Genomic DNA, 17,497 nt, shown 5'->3' with positions numbered 1-17,497 from the left:
GTCGAGCGCCCCGCGGCCGTCTCCACACAACCGCAACACGGGCTCCACACGGGCTCGACGGAGAGGGAGGATGGAAGCGTGGTCGCACCGCCGCGACCTGCCCAATGCTCTGGACCTATAGTGATGCCAGCCCTGCGCCGTCTTTCGATCCGCGCCGCCCTCGCCACTGCCGCGCTGCTGCTCGGCGCCTGCACCAAGGGCGAGAGCGGCCCGGCTGAGGCCGAGGGGCCCGCCGATCCGCCGCCGCGCGTCGCGGTGCTCACCGTCGAGCCACGCCGCGTCGTCGTCACTGACGAGTTGCCCGGCCGCGTCTCGGCGCTGCGCACGGCCGAGATCCGCCCGCAGGTCTCCGGCATCGTCCAAAAGGTTCTCTTCACCGAAGGCTCGGAAGTGACAGCCGACCAGCCGCTCTTCCAGATCGATCCCGCTCCGCTCGTGGCCGATGTCGAGGCGGCAGAGGCGGTGCTGGCCCGCGCGCAAGCCGACCTCCTCAATGCCGGGCTGAAGTACGACCGCATCCAGGCGCTGTCCGACGCGCGGACGGCGAGTGCCGCCACGCTTGGCGACGCGACGGCCGCGCTTGCTCAAGGGAAGGCGAACGTCGCCGAAGCCACGGCCACCCTGACGCGCCGCAAGCTGGAGCTTGCGCACGCGACCGTGCGCAGCCCCATTCCGGGGCGCATTGGCCAGGCGCTCACCACAGAGGGGGGCCTCGCCTCGGTAGGAGGCACGGCGGCCCTCGCCGTCGTCCAGCAGCTCGATCGCGTCTATCTCGACGTGCGCCAACCCTCGATCCGTCGCGAGGCTTTGGAGGACATGGCGGCGAGCGGGCGAAGCGAGGAGGCCGGCACGCTCGGCATCGACATCTTCACGATCGCGGGCAAGCCCTACGAGTTTCCCGGCAAGGTCCTGTTCTCCGACACGACGGTGGATCCTGGAACGGGCAGCCTCTCCCTCAGGGTCGAGGTGCCCAATCCCTATCGCCAGCTCCTGCCCGGCATGTACCTGCGCGCCCGGGTACCGAGCGCCGTCTATCCAGCCGCCCTGACCGTACCGCAGCAGGCGGTCACGCGCGATACGTCCGGCAAGCCGCAACTGACCGTCCTGGCGTCCGACAACATGGCCGCGCCCCGCGCGGTCGAACTCGGGCCGCTGGTCGAACGACGCTACGTGATCCTGTCGGGCCTGTCGGCCGGGGAGACCGTGGTGGTCGAGGGGCAGGACCGTGCAGGAGCCGGCCGTCCCGTCGCGCCCGTCCCCTACCAGTCCGCCGCTTCCCCGACCGAAGGCTGAGACCCTCCCGATGCCGCAATTCTTCATCGACCGGCCGGTCTTCGCCTGGGTCGTCGCGATCTTCATCACGCTCGCGGGCCTTGCCGCGATCCCGCAGCTTCCCGTCTCGCGCTTCCCCACGATCGCGCCGCCGAGCGTCAGCATCAGCGCCAGCTACACGGGCGCCGGCCCGCAGACGGTCGCCGACAGCGTGGTCGCGCCGATCGAGCGCGAGCTCTCGGCGGTCAAGAACCTCCTTTACTTCGAGTCCTCAGCGGACGCGACGGGCAACGCCAGCATCACCGCGACCTTCAAGAGCGGCACGGACTCCGAACTCGCGCAGATCGACGTCCAGAACCGCCTGAAGGCCGTCGAGTCGCGCCTGCCGGAGCCCGTCCGCCGGGCCGGTCTCTCCGTCGAGTCCGCCTCGTCCGGCTTCCTGATGATCGTGACGCTGCGCTCCGAGGGCGGCAAGGTCGGGACGCTCGCGCTCGACGACTATCTCGCACGCAGCCTGTCGCCCGAACTGAAGCGCGTGGCGGGCGTCGGCCGGGTCCAGTCCTTCGGCTCGGAAGCGGCGATGCGGGTCTGGGTCGATCCGGCGCGTCTCGTCTCCTACTCGGTCTCCATGGCCGAGATCGTTCAGGCGATCCAGACGCAGAACGTGCAGGTCGCGCCGGGCCGGCTCGGCGAGGCGCCGACCGTTCCCGGCCAGGCCGTCAGCGTGCCCCTGACCCTCAGCGGCCAGTTGGAGACGCCGGACGCCTTTCGGGCCATCGTCCTGCGCTCCAACCCGGACGGCTCCACGCTCACGCTCGGCGACGTCGCCGACGTCGCGGTCGGGCCCCAGACCATGGGCTTCTCGATCTTCGACGACGGCAAGCCGGCGACCGCCGCGGCGATCCAGCTTGCCCCCGGCGCCAATGCCGTCGCGACCTCGGAAGGCGTGCGTGCGCGCCTCGCCGAGCTCGCGCCCTCGATGCCGGGCGGCATCTCCTACGCCGTCTCCTACGACACCGCGCCCTTCGTGAAGCTCTCGATCGCCAAGGTCGTCCATACGCTCCTTGAGGCGATGGTGCTGGTCTTCCTGATCATGCTCCTGTTCCTTCAGAACGTGCGCTACACGCTCATCCCGACGATCGTCGCGCCCATCGCGCTCCTCGGCACGTTCGCGGTGATGTGGGCGATCGGCTACTCCGTGAACGTTCTCACCATGTTCGGCATGGTGCTGGCCATCGGCATCATCGTCGACGATGCGATCGTCGTGGTCGAGAACGTCGAGCGGTTGATGGCGACCGAAGGCCTGTCCCCGCGCGATGCGACGCGCCGCGCCATGCGCGAGATCACCGGCGCCGTCATCGGCATCACCCTCGTCCTCGTGGCGGTGTTCCTGCCGATGGGCTTCGCCACCGGATCGGTCGGCGCGATCTACCGCCAGTTCACGGTGTCTCTTGCCGTGTCGATCCTGTTCTCGGCCTTTCTCGCGCTCAGTCTGACGCCCGCGCTCTGCGTGACGATCCTGAAGCCCCTCGCCGCGCATCACGAACGCCGCGGCTTCTTCGCCTGGTTCAACCGCGGCTTCGACGCGCTGACGGTGCGCTATGTCGGGTGGGTCGGCTGGCTGGTAAAGCGCGGCTTGCGCGTCATGCTCGTCTACGGCGCGATCGTCGCGGCGCTCGCCTACGGTTTTGCCACTTTGCCCACGGCCTTCGTACCGGACGAGGACCAGGGTACGTTCATGACCTCCTTCAGCCTGCCGGCGGACGCCACGGCCGAGCGCACCCGAAAGCTCGTGGGGCGCTACGACGCCCACGTCATGGCGCGCCCCGACATCGCGGGCAACCTGTCGATCATGGGTTTCGGCTTCACCGGCTCGGGGCCCAACGCCGCCATGGCCTTCACGAGCCTCAAGGACTTCGACAAGCGCACCGGCAGCACCGACACCGAGATCGCCGCCGCGACGGACGCGATGCGGCAAGCCACCGAAGGCGATGTCCTCGTCATGAAGCCGCCCGCCATCGAAGAGCTCGGCACCACGGGGGGCTTCGCGCTTCGGCTCGTCGACCGCGCGGGCCGCGACATGGCGGAGCTGCGGGCGGCGTCCGAGACGTTGGTGGCGCAGGCTGCGAAGAACCCGAAGCTTGCCGACGTGCGCGTCGACGGCCTGCCCGGCGGCCCGACCGTGCGGCTCGACGTCGACCGCGAGAAGGCCGGGGCGCTCGGCCTGTCCTTCTCCGCCATCACCGACGCGCTCGGCGCCGCCATGGGATCGACCTATGTCAACGACTTTCCACGCGCCGGCCGCCTTCAGCAGGTCATCGTCCAGGCACGGGCGGAAGACCGGATGCAGGTCGGGGACGTCCTCAAACTCAACGTGCGCAACGACAAGGGCGGGATGGTCCCCCTCTACGAAGTTGTGACGCCCCGGTGGTCGGTCGCACCGCTCCAACTCAACCGCACCAACGGCTATCCCTCGCTCAGCATTTCCGGGGATGCCGCGCCGGGCGTATCGAGCGGCACGGCGATGCGTGAGATGGAGCGGCTTGCCGCAGAACTGCCCGGAGGGTTCGGCGTCGAATGGGTCGGCCAGTCGCTTCAGGAGCGCCAGTCGGGCTCGCAGGCGCCGATCCTCCTCGGCATCTCCTTCGTGGTCGTGTTCCTGGTGCTCGCCGCGCTCTACGAGAGCTGGGCCATCCCGCTGGCCGTCATGCTGGTCGTGCCGCTCGGGGTCGTCGGCGCGGTCGCGGCCGTGCACGTGCGGGGCCTGGAGAACGACGTGTTCTTCAAGGTCGGGCTCATCACCCTGATCGGCCTGTCAGCCAAAAACGCGGTGCTCATCGTCGAGTTCGCCCGCCAGCTTCGGGGCGAGGGCCAGGGGCTCGTCGAAGCGGCACGGGAGGCGGCGCGCCTGCGCCTACGCCCGATCGTGATGACCTCGCTCGCCTTCGCGCTCGGCATCGTGCCGCTCGTGGTGGCCCGCGGCCCGAGTTCGGAAACCCAGAACGCGCTCGGCACCGGCCTCTTCGGCGGCATGATCTCGGCGACCGTTCTCGCCGTCCTGTTCGTGCCGGTGTTCTTCGTTCTGGTCATGCGTCTGGCCGAGCGCCGGTCGAAAACCCCAGCGCAGGCGAGCCCGGCGCCGGCCGGTCTCTGATCTCAAACTCTCGCGGGCGCCCGGCTCCACCCAAGGCCCGCCCATTCTTGCCAAGGAAACGTCCCATGATCTCCAAACCGGCACCCGGCCACATCACCCTCGACATCGCGCAGGAGAGCGACCTGCCGCGCTTGCGTAAGGACCTTCAGGACGCTTTCGCGATCGCGGTCGTGGAAACCTTCGGATCGCTTGATGAGGGTCCGATCCCGTCGGACGAGGACGTGGCCGCCTCCTTCGCCGCGCCGAACGCCGTGGTCCACCGTATTCTCGAGGACGGCCGGTGGGTCGGCGGTGCGGTCGTCTCGATCGACGCCGAGACGCGGCACAACGCGCTCGACTTCTTCTATGTCGGCGCGGGCGAGCTCGGCCGGGGCATCGGCCGCGGGGCTTGGAAAGCGATCGAATCCGCCTACCCGGACACCGAGGTCTGGACCACCCACACGCCGTACTTTGAGAAGCGCAACATCCACTTCTACGTCAACGTCTGCGGCTTCCACATTGTGGAGTACCATCATGCCGGTCACCCCGACCCGAACCGCCCGAACGAACCGGATCTGCCGGGCGGCGATGGAATGTTCCGCTTCGAGAAGCGGATGTAAGATGCCGGACCGGTCCGAACTCGTTCGCTTCCGTTCCTCCCAATTTGACAGCAGACAGACGGCATTCCACGCCGTCCAGTCTCTGGCGGCTGAGGAAGCGGACCAACCGCTATCGACGCCATGTCGTCATTCGAGGTGCCTAGGCCGCCAGTCTCGAAGCCGACGTCGAGCGCTCAACACGGCGATTTAGACGGTGTGCTGATGGAGCTGCCTCGCTCATTCCGATCCCATCATGGGAGGGCCCGACCGGGTCGATCCCGAAGAGAAGCGCGACAGCCAAGGGATCACACATCACCAAGGGCAAACATCAGATCAGGAGCGATTGACCTCAACACGCCGAATAGAGAAGAGCCCGCCAAACTCCTGCCTTACGCCCCCGACTGTAGCCGCCTCGAGCACCGAGGCTTGCATCCCCAATGGCTATTCGCAACGGAGCCGTTTCCCGAGCTTACTGCGGAAGAGGTTGATGCTGGGTGCTCGGATTGACGATTTCACGCGGATTTGCCGGGTAAGTCGCTCCACCGTACTGTGTGTTGTCGTTAGAGACCATGGTCCAAGACGAGAAGAAGGCCTCCACGGTCGTTCCGAATAATATGGCCAAGAGGTAGATCGTGCTAGCGCTTGCCCTGTTCTGTCCGGTCTCGTATTTCAGAATTTGCTGTGGTGTTACACCCAGATAGGCGGCGACGTGGTTCACAGGCTGTCGGCGAGCTGTTCGTAACTCCCGAATCCTGCGACCGATATTTCTGTCGATCTCCTCGCGCATTGCCCTTCTCCCTCTCCAAGGCCCTTCCGTCAAAAACACAAAAGTTCAACTGTACGTGGTCTTTCCATCTTATGGAGTGTCGGATCGATCGGATAACTGTTTAATGGCAGTACTATGGGGAGCGTTACCCACGACGTGAGAGGTGCGCTCTGGTCCAGGCAGCCTCGGGGCTTTCCGCCGTTCCGACGCGATCGGTTTCCCTTGGAGCTTTCACCTCCTTCCGGGCGAATGTCTGCAGCTTTTCCTGTAGCTGCTGGACCGTTTGCGATTGACCCGTTCGGGCTGGCGAGGGCGTGTCGCCCTGCGCGTCAGGCGAAAGACTATGCGAGCGTTTGGGGTCGGTGATCTGGAAGAATGCCACCCCCTCGGCCAGACGTCCGGCCTCGGCCGAGAGCTGGTGGGCCGTCGCGGCCATCTCGTTTGCCGCCCCAGCATTCGTCTGCGTGACCTGGTCGAGTTGCTGGATCGCCTGGTTGATCTGCTCGATGCCGACCGCTTGCTCCCGGCACGCTGCGGAAATCTCCGACACGAGTTCGGCTGTGCGCTGGATATCAGGCACGAGATCGTTGAACATACGCCCCGCATCCTGCGCGACCTTCAGCGTCTCTCCCGAAAGCTCGCTGATTTCTGCGGCCGCCGTTTGGCTTCGCTCGGCCAGCTTTCGCACTTCCGACGCGACCACCGCAAAGCCCTTGCCGTGCGCCCCGGCGCGCGCGGCCTCGATCGCAGCATTGAGCGCCAGGAGATCGGTCTGTCGCGCGATCTCTTGGACGACGCGCACCTTCTCCGCGATCGTTGCCATCGCTTGAAGAGAACCCGCGATAGCCTCGCGGCTCTTCTGCGCACTGACGGCCGAGATTTTGGCCATCTTCTCCGTCTGCGAGGCGTTCTCCGCGTTTTGGCGGACATTGGCCGTCATCTCTTCGACGGCAGCGGAAGCCTGTTCTGACGCTGCGGCCTGCTCCGTCGAGCCGGATGAGAGTTGTTCGGCGGTCGCTGCAGATTGGGTCGAACCGGCTGCAACCTGGGCGGCTGATAGGCGGATATCGCTGACGATGCCAGACAGATGCTCGCTCATACTGTTCATCGAGTGTAAGAGTTCGCCGACCTCGTCGGAACTCCGTACGGCGACGCTCTGAGAAATGTCGCCGGATCGGATCGCTTCGGACAGGTTCACGGCGCGCCGCATCCCGCGACTCATCGATAGCGACATCCAGACCGCCGCTGCCCCACCCATCAGCAGCGCCGCAAGAACGAGCGACGCGAGCACCAGACGGGTCGAGAGGTAACTCTCATCAATCCCGTCGCGCATGGCCTGCGCCTTCTTCCCTTCCGCCGCAATCAAATCCTGCAGGGTGCGAACCAAAGCCAGCGTTTTGGGTCGCACCTGATTGATCGCGATATCGATGGCCTTGGCATCCGTATTGGATGCACCGAGATCAAAAATCGTCTTCACTACCGGAACGATAGCGGACCATCGATCCAGCACCGCGCGAACTTGCGAGGCGGAGGACTCGCTCGATACCGTTGCCGCCACGGTTCTCAAATCCCTGTCGAGACCTTGCAGCGTGGCCTCGAACTCGGTCCGAAGCTCTTGGATACGGTCCTCCTTCGTTTCCGCAATAACGGAGACCATAAGAAACCGCAGATGTTCGAACGTGGGATGAAGATTGGACAGCACGGTGCGAGCCGTCGGATCGAGCTCCTGGATGGGGACCACGCTCTCCAGCTTGTCGATCGCCTCCGCCATCTCGTCTCCCATCGGGCGGCCTTTCTTGGCTTCCCAATCGAGAGCGTTGACGATGGTATTCTGCTTCGACAATTCGACAGCCGCTTGCGCGCTCGCCCACCAGTCGTTCAAAGCCAGGATGGCTTGATCGGCCCGCTGGGTTTCTTCGTTCGCCATCTCGCCAAGCTGGTGGCGGTACGACGTGAGGATCGGGGCGATTGCATCCATCGCCTCCTTGATCGCATTTTCGCGATCGTTCTTAAGGGACACGTCGCCCACCATCATCAAAGCGTTCAAGCTTCGCCCCATGCCCTGCATGAGCTGCGCAGCATCTCCCAGTCTCAGAGCTGTTTCATAAGGTCCAGCGGCGAATTGTTTCATCGCATCGTTCGCAGAACCCAAGCGAGAAATCCCGATATATCCAGAAAAACCCAGCATCGACAGAACTGCAGCAAAAGAAATACCGATCTTTGCTTTTACGGATACGCGCATAACACCCTCAATTGACTTCGTTTGTAATGATGATGCGGATTCCCCGAATTCATGATGCAAAAACATCGTTTTTTCGTACACAGCAATAATACCTAGCGTACGTGCCATTTTCAAAAAGCTGGTTAAAAGCCCGTCAACAGGAATACTAACATAGATATATTTGTAAATGTCCGATATCTCTGGTGCTTACGTGAGTATTATTTGATTTTTGCGTGGTGCGAAAAAATAGAACGCGAGAAGGTCACGCTCGAAGACAATCGTCGCCAAGCAAGGTGTTTAAGACCTGTGAAGACGAGACATCAGCTCAGGAGCGCTCGACCTCGACACGCCGAAGCGAGACGACCCGTCAACAAACGCCGTCGACAATCATTCCGACCTGATCATCCTGCGCGGTATGAATGTTCTTTCTGGCTGAACCCGGACGATGCCGCCTGACGCACCGATTTTGCCGCCCGATACGTTGCCGCCCTCCGGCCTCTCCCTTATTCTACGAGATGAAACCGTATTCACGAGGAGGAATTTCGTGACGGCATTTCGAACCGAATTCGAGGTTCAGTGGGGAGACTGCGATGCGGCGGGCATCGTGTTCTACCCCAACTACTTCTACTGGATGGACTCGACCTTCCAGCGGTTGCTCGCCTCGCGGGGCCTCGGGCAGCGCGAGTTGCAGGCGCGCTTCGGCGCGGTGACGCCTCTCGTGGATGTCGGTCTCGCCTTCAAATCGCCGGTGACCTTCGGCCAGATCCTCACGATCGACGTTACCCTGAGCGAGTGGCAGGAACGCCGATTGCGGCTAGATTACCGGATCGAATGCGAAGGGCGCCTGGCAGCCGAAGGTCACGAGGTGCGAGCCTGGGCGCTGACGGTGGGCGAGAAGCTCAAGGGTGCCCCCGTACCGGACGAGTTCAGGAAGATGCTGACATGAAAGACGACATCGAGGCCGCCACCGACCAGCACGCGCGCGGTGGCATCCAGGCGCTCGACACCGCTCTCGTCGTGCTGAAGGGCCTGGCGATGTTCGACGGGCCGGTGACGCTGACGGACCTCGCGCGCGCTGTCGGTATGCCGTCCAGCAAGATCCATCGCTATCTCGCGAGCTTCATCCATGCCGGGTTCGCGCAGCAGACGGAGCGGTCCGGTCGCTACCAGCTCGGTCCCTTCGCCGCCGCCATGGGGGTCGCGGCGCTGAGCCAAAGCGATTTCGTCAATCAGGCCGCCGACGCGTTGCCGGACCTCGGCGAGCGCACGGGTCTCACCGCCCTCCTCTCGGTCTGGTCGCGCCAGGGCGCGATGGTCGTGCGTTGGTACCGGGCACCGAGCCCGCTGGTCACATCCTTCGGTCTCGGCAGTTCGCTGCCGCTCCTGACCTCGGCGAGCGGGCGTGTCTTCCTCGCCTACCTGCCGACGCGGATGACGGAAGCGCGTACGGCCCTCGAAATGGAACACGCGCACGAGACGGGCGCTTCGTGGCCGGGGCTTCAACTGACGGGCGCGGGAATCGAGGCGCTGGTCGCCGACATACGGGAGAAGGGGTTCGCCTCTGTGGATGGTCAGTTCGTGCCGGGCCTGCGGGCCGTCGCCGCGCCCATCCTGAACTGGCAGGGCGAGGCCGAGGCGGCGGTGACGCTCATCTCGACGTCGGACAGCGTGCTGCGACCCGACGGGGCCGCCGTGCAGGCGCTCGGCGACTTCGTCCGGAGCCTATCGAGCCAGAAGGTCTGGGCGCCCGACAAGGCGTAGCGCCTCGCCGCGCAAGGCGGCGGGCATATCGGCCGCGCGGCCGCCCGACCGAAGCGCCACCGCGCCGTGCCAGAGCGTCGCCGCGCGGCGCCGGGGCATATCGGCCACGGCCAGCCGCTGCCCGGCCGCGTCGCTGACGACCGCGCCCCAGTGCGCGTTTCCGGCATCCCGCCATTCCACGTCGAGATGAATAGCCGCGTGTTCGACAAGGTGGCGCAGGGCTTGGGCGGGAAGCGTCGCGGCGAGACGGATGTCGGCCAGCGGCGGCTCCAACAGGACGAGCCCCTCCTCCTCGGCGGGCGGCAGACCTCGTACGGAGCCAACGGCTTCGGCGAGGCGCCGCGCCTCCAGCGCGACGGCGGCGATGACGTGCCGCCGCGACCAGCCGGCGATCGCGGATGGGGCCTCGAGCTCCGGATCGGCGAGATGGCTGAGCATCCGCGCGAAGTAGGCCGTGCCGAGCCGCGCCCACGACAGCGCCTCGGCTGGCGCGGCGGTCGCATCGTAGCGCGCCCCCGCGCCCTGCCGGGCGCGAAGCGCCTCGCGCGCCTCGTCCAGCGCGGCGCTCACGACGCCTCGCCGACGATCAGCGTGCGCGCGAAGTCGAGGCGCTCGACGATCGGCGCGTCCGAGAAGCGGAAAAGGTCGAACTGCGTCTCGGCCTCCAGCGACCACGGCACCCAGGAGGGGATGACGAAGATGTCACCGATGTCGAGCGTATGGCGCGTGCCGCCGATCACCGCCGCCCCGCGCCCTTCGAAGACCTGAAAGACGCTGGCGCCGACCTCGTGGCGCGTGGGCGTCTGCGTTCCCTCTCGAAGTCGGTGGAACTCGCAGCGGATCGTCGACATGACGTCGCCGCCCGTCGTCGGATTGACGTAGCGGATCGCCGCGTGGCCCTGCTCCACCGTCGCGGGTTGTCCCTCCTCCTCCAGAAGGAGCTGCTCGGTGAGGGCCCGATCGGTGTGTTCCCAGCGATAGGCGGCGAGCGGCGAGCTCGGCGTGTTGCGCAGGCCCGAGAGCGGACGCAACCCCGGATGCGCCCAGAGCCGCTCCCCACGCGAGAAGCGGGGCGTCGCGTAGTCCGTCACGCGCTCGGAGCCGAATTCGAAGAAGCCGGTGTCGTTCTGGTAGACGAAAGGGATGTCGAGCCCGTCGAGCCAGGCCATGGGCTGGTCGGTGTCGTTATGGTGGCCGTGAAAGTGCCAGCCGGGCGTCAGCAGAAGGTCTCCACGGCTCATGCGAACGGGGTCGCCGTTGACGACCGTCCAGACCCCCTCGCCTTCCACGACGAAGCGGAAGGCGTTCTGCGAATGCCGGTGTTCGGGCGCGGTCTCGCGGGGACCGAGATACTGGACGGCGCACCATAGGGTCGGTGTGATGTAGGTGTTGCCGCCGAGGCCCGGATTGGCGAGCCCCAGGGCCCGGCGCTCGCCCCCCCGGCCGACCGGTACGAGGTCGCCCGACCGGCGCGCCAGCGGGATGAGGTCCGCCCATTTCCACAGGTGCGGGACGGCGCGCGGCGTTGGCGTCTTCGGCATCAGGTTGCCGATCTGCGTCCAGAGCGGCTTGATATGCTGGTCTTCCATGCGCGCGTAGAGTTCGCGCAGCGCCGCTGTGTCCTCCGGCTGGCCCGAATGGGGCTGAGGCGCCGGCTGCGTAGGATTTTGAAGCATCGCGTCCTCCTGGGACTCTGTGTGATCAGGCGGCGTCGGGCTGGCGGTCGGGCGCGGCATCGCGGAAGGCCGCGATCGCATCGAGGCGTCGGAAAATGCCGTCGATCACCGGCCAGCGGCTGGTATCGATGGAGAAGCGGCGATTGTTCCAGGCCTGTGCGTAGAGGCAGATGTCGGCAAGGCCGGGCGTATCGCCGTGGCAGAAGGCGCCGGTCTCGGGGTCGCGCGCGAGGCTGGTTTCGATGGCGTCGAAGCTCGTCGTCACCCAGTGTTCGAACCATCGTGCCTGCGCGGCCTCGTCGGCGCCGAAAGTCTGGCCGAGATGCTGCAGGACACGCAGATTGTTGAGCGGGTGGATTTCGCAGGCGATCGTCTGGGCCAGCGCGCGCACGCGTGCCCGCCCATAGGCGTCGGCAGGCAGGAGGGGCGGCGCCGGATGGGTCTCGTCCAGCCACTCGATGATGGCGAGAGACTGGGTGAGGACGCGCCCGTCCTCCAGCTCCAGCGCCGGCACGAGTGCGGCGGGGTTGAGGTCGAGGAAGGGCTTGCGACGCGTCTCGCCGTTGCGCAGCACATAGGGCACGTAGTCGAACGGCACGCTCTTCAACCGCAGCGCCACGCGCACCCGCGTCGAACTCGACGAGCGGAAGAAGTTGTGAAGCTTCAGCGTCATGACGGTTCTCCGATCCGCGTCGTGATCGCGCCGAGGCCTTCGATCTCGATCTCGCAGCGATCGCCGGGCTTCAGCGGGCCGACGCCCGCGGGCGTGCCGGTCATGACGAGATCGCCCGGTTTCAGCTCCATGGAGCGCGACAGGATGGCGATGATCTCCGGCACGGACCAGATGAGCTCCGAGAGATCGGCGTCCTGCTTGGTTTCGCCGTTGACCGAAAGGTGGATGCGTCCCGTCGCGGGGTGGCCAACCTCGGAAACGGGCCGCAATGGGCCGACGACGGCCGAGCGGTCGAAGGCCTTGCCCCAATCCCAGGGGCGGCCCTGCTCGCGCGCCTGAAGCTGCAGGTCGCGCCGCGTCAGGTCGTTGCCGACCGCATAGCCCCAGACATGATCCAAGGCGCGGGCTTCGTCGATGTCGCGGCCGCCCTCGCCGATCGCGACCACGAGTTCGGCCTCGTAGTGGAAGTTCGCGGTCTCGGGCGGATAGGCCACCGTCTCGCCGTCGCCGACCACCGCGTCGGCGGGTTTGGTGAAGAAGAAGGGCGGCTCCCGGTCGGGATCGCGCCCCATCTCACGCGCATGGGCGGCGTAGTTGCGCCCGACGCAGAAGATGCGGCGCACGGGGAAGCGGGCCTCCGAACCGGCAACGGCAACGCTCGGCTGCGGCGGAGCGGAAACGACGTAGGTCATGGCGGGCATACCTTTCGGGATCAGTCTCGGCCGGCTTCGACGAGCTTCTGGGCCAGAAGCTCGGGCGCGGTATGGAAGGTCGAGTGGCTTCCCGGCATCGAGACGAGGCGGAAGAGCCCGAGACGCTCCGAGAGGCGGGGATGGAACGGGTAGGATTGCGGCAGGCCCGTCTCCTCCGTGCAATGGAGGTAGCTCTTGCCGCAGTCGAAGGCGGCCGGATCGCGCGACAGGCGGATCGGGTCGGCCATGGTGAGGAAGGGCTGCGGATTGAGGCTCGCGTGCAGCGCCTCGGCCTGTTCCAGCGACCCGTCGTTCATGAAGGCCTCGCGGAAGATCGGGAAGGGAAACACGATCTCGTTGGCCGGCTCCGCGAGTTGGCGGAAGAGGTCGCGGTAGTGCGGCGGGCAGAGGTCGAGAAGGCTTTCTCCGTCGATCGGCACGAAGGCGCCGTAATAGACGAGGCGGCGGATACGGGCCGCGCCGAGCCGGTCGAAGGCGCCGGAAATGACCATGCCGCCCCAGCTGTGGCCGACAAGCACGGCGTCCTCGATCGCGTGCTCGTCGAAGAAGGCGACGAGCGAGGCGATGGCGTCCTCCAGCCGCGTGGTGCGGCGGTCGTCGCCCTCGCGGTTGCCCTGGATCGTCGGGCAGTGAACCTCATGCCCCTTGGCTCGCAGGCTCGCGGCCGTGACTTCGAAATGGCTGCCATCGTGGCAGGCGCCGTGAACGAGGACGAACCTCATGCTGCACCCTCCATGCCGGATTCGTTTCGGGGAAGCGGGCGGCTCTTGAGCGCCTGGCGGTCGATCTTGCCCGTGCCGGTCTTCGGCAATTCGGAGACGAACTCGACGATGCGCGGATACTTGTAGGGCATCAGTGCCGTGCGGACGTGGTTCTGCAGCTTGACCGTCTGCGCCGGACTTTCCGATCGGCTGTCGCGCAGTCGGATGAAGGCGCGCAGCGTGAGCCGGCGGTCCTCCAGTTCCTGTCCCATGACGGCGCATTCGTGCACGTCGGGATGCTCGTTGAGGCAGCGCTCCACTTCGAGCGGCCACACCCACTGGCCCGAGACCTTGATGAGTTCGTCGGCGCGGCCCTGGAAATAGTAGGTGCCGTCCCGCTCGATGAAGCGGTCGCCCGTGTAAAGCCACTCGCCGCGCATGGTCTCGCGCGTCTTGTCGGGGCGGTTCCAGTACGTGGGGGCCGAGGAATGGCCGCGCACGAACATCACGCCCTCCTCGCCGGGGGCGACGGGACCGCCATCGGGCGTTTCCAGTTTGATCTCGTAACCCGGCACGCGTGCGCCCGCCGCGCCGATGCGATGGTCGTCCAGGCTGTTGGAGAGATAGATGTGCAACATCTCCGTCGAGCCGAGCCCCTCGGTCGGCCCGTGCCCGGCCAGCCGCTTCCACGCGGCGTAGATGTCGTCGGAAAGGACTTCGGCCGCCGACATCGACTGCCGGAGGGACGAGAGGTCCCGGTTCTCGACGCCGGGGGCGCGGGCCAGCGCGGTGTAGAGCGTCGGCAGGCCGAAGAGGACCGTGGGACGGAAGGCTTCGATCGTATCGAGCACTGCGTCGGCGCGGGGCTGGCCCGGCATCAGGAGCGTCGTCGCGCCGATCGAGAACGGGAAGGTGAAGGCGTTGCCGAAGCCGTAGGCGAAATAGATCTTCGGCACGGAGAAGCAGATGTCGTCTGGCTGCAGCTTCAGGACATGCCGCCCGAACGACGCGTCGGTGTAGGCCATGTCGTGGTGGAGGTGGACGATGCCTTTGGGTCGACCCGTCGAGCCCGAGGAATACATCCAGAAGGCCATGTCGTCCGGCCCGGTGTCGGCGCAGTCGAGAACCGTCTCCATACCGGCGAGGAAGCCCTCGGCGCTCTCATGTCCGGCATGAGCCGGGGCACCGTTGACGATCACCACCCGCTCGACGGCGGTCCCTTCGAGCCCATCGGGACCGAACTGGGCGGCAAGCGAGGCCTCGCAGAGCGCGATCCGCGCGCCCGTGTCCTTCAGGAAGAAGTTGAGCGTGTCCTGGTTTGTCTGGGTGTTCAGAAGCACCGGCACGAAGCCGGCACGCACCGCGCCGAAGAAGGCGGCCGGGTAGACCGGCGTGTCGTCGAGGAAGAACGGGATCCGCTCGCCGCGCCGCAGACCGGCGCCCTGAAAGGCCCGGCCCCAACGGGCGGCTTCGGCGATCAGCTCCCGATAGGTGAAGCTCCCGCCGGGTCCGACAAGCGCGGTCTTCTCCGGGTTTCGGGCAAGGTTGTCCCACAGGATGGCCGAACAGTTGGGATGGCGCGTCTTGTCGTAGCCGATCTCCTCGCAGGCCGAGGTGCGCACCGGCACCGGGTCGCGGATCGGAGCGGCGGCGGGCCGGTTCTCCCAGGCCTCGATGAATTTCGGCGACAGGGCGCGCAGCCGCTCGATGTCGATGCGGCCCGACCGCGTGACGTAGTCGAAGGCGAAGTCGAGCGGAGGCAACGCCAGCTTCTGGGCGAAGTGCTCGTACCAAGTGGCGGATGTGTTGGCGGCATCGACGATCTTGCGGGCGATCGGCATCCGAACGGCCTGATAGTCCGCCAGCGCGGCGTCGAGGTCGTCATGGCGGGCCAGCGCGCCGACAAGCGCGATCGCATCCTCTAGGGCGAGACGGGTGCCCGAGCCGATGGAAAAATGCGCGGTGTGCGCGGCATCACCTAGGATGACATGCCGCCCGGATGCCCAGGCCCCGCACCAGAGCTTGGGGAAGCGCCGCCAGACGGACTTGTTGGTGATGAGCCGCGCGCCGTCCAACGTCTCGGCGAAGATTTCGGCGCAGAGCTCGGCGCTCTCGCCTTCGCTCAGCGAGGCGAAGCCATACGCCTCGAAGGTGGTGTCGTCGCATTCGACGATGAAGGTGCTGCGATCCGGCGCGAAGCGGTAGTGATGGGCGTTCAGCGCGCCCTTCTCGGTCCGCACGAACGTCTGGGTCAGCGTGTCGAAGGCGCGGTCGGCACCGAACCAGGCGAAATGATTGGTGAAGTGGTCGAGCTCGGGCGCGAAGGCGTCGGGCAGCGCGCGCCGGACGAGGGAGTTCAGCCCGTCGGCTCCGACGATCAGCTCCGCGTCGAGTTCGTCCAGCGAGGCGACGGCGTGCGAGAACCGCAGCTCGACGCCCAACTCCTCAGCCCGGGCGCGTAGGATTTCGATCAGTTCCAGCCGTCCGACGGCGGCGAAGCCGATTCCGTCGAGGGTCACCTCTCCGTCGGGATGCACCAGCGTCATGTTCCGCCAACGCTCCATGCGCGGCACGACGAGATCGAAGGTCTCCGGGTCGTCCGCCTTCAGGAAATCGAGCGCCTGGTCTGAAAACACGACCCCGAAGCCGAACGTCGCGCCTTCGGGGTTCTGCTCGAAGACCCGCACGCGCGCCGCAGGCACGAGGCGGCGCAACAGGATCGCCGTGTAGAGCCCAGCCGGGCCCGCTCCGATGATGTCGACCGAACGAACAGCGGACATCCCAACCTCCCAAATTATCTCCCTGCTCTTTCATCCCCTATTATTCTACTCAGTGCAACAGATTTATCTCTGTGAAAATGTAGGCCCTAGCGTCCGGCGCGTGTGGTGGAGGGAAGAGGCATCAAGCAGCAGTGCAATCCTGTGAAGACGCACCGACGGGCCGACTCGTCATCGCGGCACAGCCCCGGCTTGCGCGCGTTCGACCCAACACAACGCCACATATGACTGTGTGAAATTTGTTTCTTGTGAGGGAATCAAAGATCGAATTGCGATACCGGGCTCACCATCTATCCCATCAACACCGGCGCCGGTGAGTTCGCCACGACCGTCGGTCTCAGCGCCTTCGTGACCATGCCGACCGGCCACCACGACTTCGGACGCATCAGCATCGGGTCCGGCGCCTGGACCGCGACCCCGCAGGTCGGTCTGATCCAAGGTCTCGGGCATGGATTCTTCTTCGACGGCGCCGCCGACGTCGCCTTTCGCCGCGACAGCGAAGAGGCCGGCAACCTGACCGTATCGCAGGATCCCTCGTTCCAACTCCAGGCCTACCTGCGCTATCAGGTCAGTCAGGCGACCTCCGTCTCCTTCGGCTATTCCGGCACGTTCGGCGGGGACTCGTTCGTCAACGATCGGGCAACTGGGCTGCAGACGCGCTCCGACCAGCTCCGGCTCTTCGCCAATACGTTCGTCACGCCGACCGTGCAGATCCAAGGCATGATCGGAACGGATATCCACGCCGAAGGCGGCTTCAAGCAGGACCTCGTCGCCCAGATCCGACTGCTGACCGTCTTCTAATACCCGAAACCCTGCAAGGCGCGTCCGGCCGCGCGGGCCGTCCGGACGCGCGATCCTGCCATCCCCGCTCCCGGACACCCGGCTCGGCGCCTGCAATTTCACATCATAAAACCTATTGCTTCGAGCGGAATACTCGGTAAGCTTCGGTTCGGCAAAAGCGTTGGGAGGCGCGTATGCGGCGGATCGCAGCCCTGGACGATAGGCGTTGCGCCTATTCAGTGCATTCGAAGCCGTTGGCCGTGACGAGACAGGTGTGTCGTCGAGCCCGGCCTCGACGCTCGGCAGTGCAAGCGTTCGTCGCTTCCCTCGCGGCCGCCTGATCCCCAGACCGATCACCCTCACGCCCCGCCAGTTCTGTGTCCGCTTCCTGCGGCGCTCGACATCCAATCGCGCGGCCCGACCGC

General features: G+C 66.0%; 14 protein-coding genes. 6 read left to right on the top strand and 8 right to left on the bottom strand.

Going from position 1 to position 17,497, the window contains the following annotated elements:
- The first annotated feature begins 123 nt into the window (after positions 1–123).
- The 3 genes from AUL28_RS17650 (at position 124) to AUL28_RS17640 (ending at position 5,025) form a co-directional block, all read left to right on the top strand.
- On the top strand, positions 124–1,293 hold the full coding sequence (locus AUL28_RS17650; protein WP_062235126.1) for an efflux RND transporter periplasmic adaptor subunit: 1,170 nt from the start codon (positions 124–126) through the stop codon (positions 1,291–1,293).
- A 10-nt stretch (positions 1,294–1,303) separates the two neighbouring features.
- Entirely contained in the window at positions 1,304–4,426 is a 3,123-nt protein-coding gene (locus AUL28_RS17645) for a multidrug efflux RND transporter permease subunit (protein WP_062235123.1), read from the top strand.
- A 65-nt stretch (positions 4,427–4,491) separates the two neighbouring features.
- Complete coding sequence (locus AUL28_RS17640; protein ID WP_062235120.1) at positions 4,492–5,025, top strand: GNAT family N-acetyltransferase; 534 nt, start codon at positions 4,492–4,494, stop codon at positions 5,023–5,025.
- 448 nt (positions 5,026–5,473) lie between these two features.
- Here AUL28_RS17640 and AUL28_RS17635 read toward each other — a convergent pair whose 3' ends face one another.
- Positions 5,474–5,791, bottom strand: a complete 318-nt coding sequence (locus tag AUL28_RS17635; RefSeq protein WP_058600609.1) for a helix-turn-helix domain-containing protein — start codon at positions 5,789–5,791, stop codon at positions 5,474–5,476.
- 124 nt (positions 5,792–5,915) lie between these two features.
- Positions 5,916–8,120: a HAMP domain-containing methyl-accepting chemotaxis protein gene (locus AUL28_RS17630; RefSeq protein WP_082640547.1), complete on the bottom strand. Its 2,205-nt coding sequence runs from the start codon at positions 8,118–8,120 to the stop codon at positions 5,916–5,918.
- Positions 8,121–8,535: 415 nt separating this feature from the next.
- On the opposite strand from AUL28_RS17630, the gene AUL28_RS17625 reads away from it, so the two are divergent.
- Positions 8,536–8,937, top strand: coding sequence for an acyl-CoA thioesterase (locus AUL28_RS17625; RefSeq protein ID WP_058600607.1), 402 nt, complete (start codon positions 8,536–8,538; stop codon positions 8,935–8,937).
- Entirely contained in the window at positions 8,934–9,752 is an 819-nt protein-coding gene (locus AUL28_RS17620) for an IclR family transcriptional regulator (RefSeq protein WP_062235114.1), read from the top strand. The genes AUL28_RS17625 and AUL28_RS17620 overlap by 4 nt, the downstream gene beginning before the upstream one ends.
- Here AUL28_RS17620 and AUL28_RS17615 read toward each other — a convergent pair.
- Genes AUL28_RS17615 through AUL28_RS23565 form a run of 6 tightly spaced genes read right to left on the bottom strand, consistent with a single transcriptional unit; the run spans position 9,714 to position 16,295 of the window.
- On the bottom strand, positions 9,714–10,322 hold the full coding sequence (locus tag AUL28_RS17615; protein WP_244493561.1) for a maleylpyruvate isomerase N-terminal domain-containing protein: 609 nt from the start codon (positions 10,320–10,322) through the stop codon (positions 9,714–9,716). The two genes, AUL28_RS17620 and AUL28_RS17615, sit on opposite strands and share 39 nt — an antisense overlap.
- Positions 10,319–11,428, bottom strand: coding sequence for a cupin domain-containing protein (locus AUL28_RS17610; protein ID WP_062235142.1), 1,110 nt, complete (start codon positions 11,426–11,428; stop codon positions 10,319–10,321). Before AUL28_RS17610 ends, AUL28_RS17615 begins: the two co-directional genes overlap by 4 nt.
- A 25-nt stretch (positions 11,429–11,453) precedes the next feature.
- Positions 11,454–12,101 (bottom strand): maleylacetoacetate isomerase, encoded by a 648-nt coding sequence (maiA, locus tag AUL28_RS17605; RefSeq protein ID WP_058600605.1) that lies wholly within the window; start codon positions 12,099–12,101, stop codon positions 11,454–11,456.
- Positions 12,098–12,793 (bottom strand): fumarylacetoacetate hydrolase family protein, encoded by a 696-nt coding sequence (locus AUL28_RS17600; protein WP_062235140.1) that lies wholly within the window; start codon positions 12,791–12,793, stop codon positions 12,098–12,100. The genes maiA and AUL28_RS17600 overlap by 4 nt, the downstream gene beginning before the upstream one ends.
- A gap of 20 nt (positions 12,794–12,813) precedes the next feature.
- Positions 12,814–13,536 carry an alpha/beta fold hydrolase gene (locus tag AUL28_RS17595; protein ID WP_062235111.1) on the bottom strand — a complete coding sequence of 241 codons (723 nt, stop codon included), beginning with the start codon at positions 13,534–13,536 and terminating at the stop codon, positions 12,814–12,816.
- A complete protein-coding gene (locus AUL28_RS23565) occupies positions 13,533–16,295 on the bottom strand; it encodes a benzoate-CoA ligase family protein (RefSeq protein WP_062235108.1) in 2,763 nt (920 codons plus the stop codon). Before AUL28_RS23565 ends, AUL28_RS17595 begins: the two co-directional genes overlap by 4 nt.
- 285 nt (positions 16,296–16,580) lie before the next feature.
- On the opposite strand from AUL28_RS23565, the gene AUL28_RS17585 reads away from it, so the two are divergent.
- Positions 16,581–17,093 (top strand): transporter, encoded by a 513-nt coding sequence (locus AUL28_RS17585; RefSeq protein ID WP_306302768.1) that lies wholly within the window; start codon positions 16,581–16,583, stop codon positions 17,091–17,093.
- The last annotated feature ends 404 nt before the right edge of the window (positions 17,094–17,497 follow it).

It is taken from the genome of Aureimonas sp. N4 (assembly GCF_001463925.1).
GTDB classification, from domain to species: Bacteria; Pseudomonadota; Alphaproteobacteria; order Rhizobiales; family Rhizobiaceae; genus Aureimonas; species Aureimonas ureilytica_A.
This window is presented reverse-complemented; position numbering and strand designations above follow the sequence as displayed.

Excerpts from the sequence above, each read along its gene's own strand:
- AUL28_RS17645 (WP_062235123.1), top strand. The coding sequence starts at position 1,304 with ATGCCGCAATTCTTCATCGACCGGCCGGTCTTCGCCTGGGTCGTCGCG.
- AUL28_RS17610 (WP_062235142.1), bottom strand. The coding sequence starts at position 11,428 with ATGCTTCAAAATCCTACGCAGCCGGCGCCTCAGCCCCATTCGGGCCAG.
- AUL28_RS17630 (WP_082640547.1), bottom strand. The coding sequence starts at position 8,120 with ATGGCACGTACGCTAGGTATTATTGCTGTGTACGAAAAAACGATGTTT.
- maiA (WP_058600605.1), bottom strand. The coding sequence starts at position 12,101 with ATGACGCTGAAGCTTCACAACTTCTTCCGCTCGTCGAGTTCGACGCGG.
- AUL28_RS17635 (WP_058600609.1), bottom strand. The coding sequence starts at position 5,791 with ATGCGCGAGGAGATCGACAGAAATATCGGTCGCAGGATTCGGGAGTTA.
- AUL28_RS17640 (WP_062235120.1), top strand. The coding sequence starts at position 4,492 with ATGATCTCCAAACCGGCACCCGGCCACATCACCCTCGACATCGCGCAG.
- AUL28_RS17620 (WP_062235114.1), top strand. The coding sequence starts at position 8,934 with ATGAAAGACGACATCGAGGCCGCCACCGACCAGCACGCGCGCGGTGGC.
- AUL28_RS17600 (WP_062235140.1), bottom strand. The coding sequence starts at position 12,793 with ATGACCTACGTCGTTTCCGCTCCGCCGCAGCCGAGCGTTGCCGTTGCC.
- AUL28_RS17595 (WP_062235111.1), bottom strand. The coding sequence starts at position 13,536 with ATGAGGTTCGTCCTCGTTCACGGCGCCTGCCACGATGGCAGCCATTTC.
- AUL28_RS23565 (WP_062235108.1), bottom strand. The coding sequence starts at position 16,295 with ATGTCCGCTGTTCGTTCGGTCGACATCATCGGAGCGGGCCCGGCTGGG.
- AUL28_RS17650 (WP_062235126.1), top strand. The coding sequence starts at position 124 with ATGCCAGCCCTGCGCCGTCTTTCGATCCGCGCCGCCCTCGCCACTGCC.